The sequence below is a fragment of the Burkholderia sp. LMG 13014 genome (genome assembly GCF_905232215.1).
In the GTDB taxonomy this organism is placed as follows: Bacteria; Pseudomonadota; Gammaproteobacteria; order Burkholderiales; family Burkholderiaceae; genus Burkholderia.
In genome coordinates, this window is record NZ_CAJNKE010000543.1 from 1 (window position 1) to 3,937 (window position 3,937).

Sequence of the window (3,937 nt, forward strand, 5' to 3'; positions counted from 1 at the left end):
GGCCACGTCGCACGACTCGCTCGCCGCGCAGGTCGCGCCTTTGCTGGAGGATGGCCAGGTCGTGTTCCTGCCGCCCGGCACGTTCGGCAGCTTCGTGTTCGCGCAGGCGGCGGCCGACGCCGGCAACCGAGCGCGCGTCGCGTTCGCCGAAACGGGCACGCTGCCGTACCTGGTGCGCAAGCATGGCGACAACGACGTCGTGATCAGTGCCTACGCGACGCGTCTGCCGACCGGCGTGCTTCCGGCGAATGCGGCGGGTTGGGCGTTCGACGTGCTGCGCGCGGGCTATCCGTCGGTCGAGCCGGTCGAGGATGCGTTGTCCGGCGCGCTGATGAACGCGGGGCCCGTGATCCATCCGCCGCTGATCCTGATGAACGCCGGGCCGCTCGAACACTTCGACGCATGGGACATCCACAACGAAGGCACGCAGCCATCGATCCGCCGCGTGACGAACGCGCTCGATGCCGAACGCATCGCGGTGCGCGAAGCGCTCGGCTACCGCGCGCCGCATTTCCCGCTCGCGGATCACTACGCAGCCGAAGGCGACGAATGGATGTACGGGCGCAGCGCGCACGGCAAGCTGACCGATAGCGGCGACTGGCGCGAGAAGATCGATCTGCGCACCCATCGCTACATGCTCGAAGACACCCGGCTCGGGCTGTCGTTCATCGTGTCGTGCGGGCGCTGGGCCGGCGTGCCGACGCCGGTTGCGCAGGGGCTGCTGAGCATCGCGAGCGCGGTGGCGGTGCGCGACCTGTATGCGGAAGGGCGCACGCTGGAGCGGCTCGGGATCGCGGCGCTGTCGAAGGATGCGATGCGTGCGCTGCTCGACGCGGGCGTCACAGGCGTCGCGGGAGTCGCGGCATGAGCGCGGCCGCCGACGTGACGCGCGTGCATGTGCTCGGCGCAGGGCGCATGGGTCAGGGGATCGCGCTCGTGTTCGCCTTTGCCGGGATCGACGTGACGCTGATCGACTTCAAGCGGCGCGATGCGGCTGGCCAACGCGCCTTCGACGATCGCACGCGCGATGAGATCGCCAGGCCGCTGCACGCGCAAGTCGCGCTCGGCCGCATCGATGCCGCGCAGGCCGACGCGGTCGTTGCGCGCATCGCGCTCGTCGCGCGGGACGGCGCTGCGCAAGCCGTGCGCGATGCAGACGTCGTGTTCGAGGCGCTGCCCGAAGTGCTCGACGCGAAGGCCGACGCGCTGCGCTGGCTCGGCGAGCATGTCGATGCGCGGGCAACGGTTGCATCGACCACGTCGACCTTCGTTGTCACCGAATTGCAGCGCCATGTCGCGCATCCGGAGCGGATGCTGAACGCGCACTGGCTGAATCCCGCGCTGCTGATGCCGCTCGTCGAAATCAGCCGCAGCGATGCGACCAGCCAATCGGTGGTCGACGCGCTCGCTGCGCTGCTCGAACGCGTCGGCAAGAAGCCGGTGATCTGCGGGCCGGCGCCCGGCTACATCGTGCCGCGCATCCAGGCGCTCGCGATGAACGAGGCCGCGCGAATGGTCGAGGAAGGCGTCGCGAGCGCCGAGGATATCGACACGGCGATCCGCACCGGCTTCGGCCCGCGCTTCGCGGTGCTCGGGCTGCTCGAATTCATCGACTGGGGCGGCTGCGACATCCTGTACTACGCGTCGCAGTACCTGGCCGGCGAGATCGGCCCGCGCTTCGCGCCGGCCGCGAGCGTCGTGCGCAACATGGAAGCCGGGCGCGACGGGGTGCGCACGGGTACCGGCTTCCACGACTATGCGGACGTGGACGTGCCCGCGTACATGCGGCAGCGGCTCGGCGAATTCGCGCGGTTGCTCGATCATCTCGGGCTGGCGCCGGTATTCGACGGCGGGCGAAGCAAGCAGGACGTGTAGCCCGGGCGTCGATGCCGAGCGCGCTCGCGGTGCCACGAAGGCGCGCACGTGGCACCGTGAGCCGGCGTGACGCTCACCCGGCGGCAAGGGCAAAGGCACGAGCGTCGCGGCCGGCGCGGGCCGCGCACTCATGCCGTATCGCCGCGCGTGCCGGCGGCCGGTGCGGCACGCGTCTCGCGCATCACGCACAGCGTCGCGACGGTCACGAGGCCGAGCGCGATGAGGAACAGCGACACGGGCCACGACGCGTGATAGTGCGCGAGCAGCGCGGTCGCGATCAGCGGCGACATCCCGCCCGCGAAGATCGATGCGACTTCATGCCCGAGCGCGACGCCCGAGTAACGCACCTCGGTACTGAACAGCTCGCCGACGAGCGCGGGCAGCGTGCCGATCATCGCGCCGTGGCTCACCGCCGTGCCGACCGTGAGCGCGAGCCACACGAGCGGCGTCGCGCGCGTATCGAGTAGCCAGAAGAACGGGAATGCGCACGCGACGAGGCTCAGCGCGCCGATCAGGTACACGGGCTTGCGGCCGATCCGGTCGGACAGCCGGCCCCACGCGAGCATCGCGCCCATCTCGACGATCATCGCGATCATCACGCCGGTCAGCATCACGCCGTTCGGGATGCCGACGTACTTGCCGTAGACGAGCGAGAACGCGAGGAAGATGTACGCGCCGCCGTTTTCGGCCACGCGCAGCCCCATCGCGAGCAGGATTTCCTTCGGATGGCGACGGAGGCATTCGACGATCGGCAGGTGCGTGTGCGCGCCGCGCTTGCCGGCCTGCTCGAAATCGCGGCTTTCCGGCAAATGGCGGCGGATATAGATGCCGATCGCGAAGATGGCGATGCTCGCGAGGAACGGCAGCCGCCAGCCCCAGGTGCGGAACGCGTCGTCCGGCAGTGCCTGCGCGGCGAGAAACGCGGCCGACGACAGCACGAAGCCGCCGCCCACGCCGAGCTGGCTCCACGCGGCGTAGTAGCCGCGCTGTTCCGGCGGCGCGTTCTCGCTGATCATCAGCACGCCGCCGCCCCATTCGCCGCCGGACGCAATGCCTTGCAGCAGGCGCAGCGCGACGAGTGCGGCCGGCGCCCACACGCCGACCTGCGCATAGGTCGGCAGCAGGCCGATCGCGAAGGTCGACGCGCCCATGATCAGCAGCGTCCACACGAGCGACGCCTTGCGCCCGTAACGATCGCCGACGTGGCCGAACACGATCCCGCCGAGCGGCCGCGCGACGAAGCCGAGCGCGAAGGCCGCGAACGCGGCGAGGCTGCCCGCGAGCGGCGACGCGCCCGGCGGAAAGAACACATGGCCGAACACCAGCGCCGCGGCCGTGCCGTACACGAAAAAGTCGTACCACTCCATCGCGTTGCCGGCGACGGAGGCGATGACGATCCGGCGCAACTGCCGGTCGGCGAGCGGCCGGGCGGCGCTCGGGTATTGCACGGTGTCGGTCGGGACCATGGCGGACTCTGAAGGGGAGGCGGGCGCGTGCCGTCTTTGCAGCACTGCGGGCTAGTGTTGTCGGCACCGTGCCGCCGGTCAAATCCGCAGAAAAAGGGGAGGGTCATCACTCCCGCAAATGATGGTCGCGGCGCTTCGCCGCGCCTACCCCACGCTTTCCCGCAGCAGCGCGATCATCCGCTGCGCCAGTGGTGGCACGTACGCGCCCGCCCGGTGCATCGCGCCGATGCGGCGGTCCAGTTCGAGCTCGCCGGCCCGCAGGTCGAGTGCGCGCAAGCCGGTCACCTGGTCGAGCGCATCCATGCCGCCGACACACAGCAGCGGTGTACCGCGCAACAGCTGCAGCAGTGACGTATTGCCGAAATCGGTCTCGATGCGCAGGCGCGGCGCCGGCAGGCCGCGTGCGCGGAACGCGTCGTCGATCCGGTGCCGCACGGGAATCGTCGCTTCCGGCAGCAGCCATTCCTGATCGGCGAGATCCGCGAGCGTGAGCCCGCGCTTGCGCTGCAGCGGGTGCGCGGCGTCGGCGAGCACCGTCAGCCGGTCGTCGAGCAGCGCGATGGTGTCGAGGCCGGCGTCCGGCTGCTGCGGCTCCG

Annotated in this window: 4 protein-coding genes; 2 read left to right on the forward strand and 2 right to left on the reverse strand. The window is 70.4% G+C overall.

Going from position 1 to position 3,937, the window contains the following annotated elements; genetic code table 11:
* Both JYJ84_RS30460 and JYJ84_RS30465 read left to right on the forward strand, forming a co-directional pair.
* Positions 1-868, forward strand: an 868-nt coding sequence (locus JYJ84_RS30460; RefSeq protein WP_205189878.1) for an NAD/NADP octopine/nopaline dehydrogenase family protein, incomplete at its 5' end; no start/stop codon positions are given.
* Positions 865-1,875: a 3-hydroxybutyryl-CoA dehydrogenase gene (locus JYJ84_RS30465; RefSeq protein ID WP_175219424.1), complete on the forward strand. Its 1,011-nt coding sequence runs from the start codon at positions 865-867 to the stop codon at positions 1,873-1,875. The genes JYJ84_RS30460 and JYJ84_RS30465, both read left to right, overlap by 4 nt.
* 128 nt (positions 1,876-2,003) lie before the next feature.
* Here JYJ84_RS30465 and JYJ84_RS30470 read toward each other — a convergent pair whose 3' ends face one another.
* Together JYJ84_RS30470 and JYJ84_RS30475 are read right to left on the reverse strand one after the other, a co-directional pair.
* Complete coding sequence (locus tag JYJ84_RS30470; RefSeq protein ID WP_175219426.1) at positions 2,004-3,341, reverse strand: MFS transporter; 1,338 nt, start codon at positions 3,339-3,341, stop codon at positions 2,004-2,006.
* 144 nt (positions 3,342-3,485) lie between these two features.
* A partial coding sequence (locus JYJ84_RS30475; RefSeq protein ID WP_240201922.1) for a LysR substrate-binding domain-containing protein occupies positions 3,486-3,937 on the reverse strand: 452 nt, incomplete at its 5' end.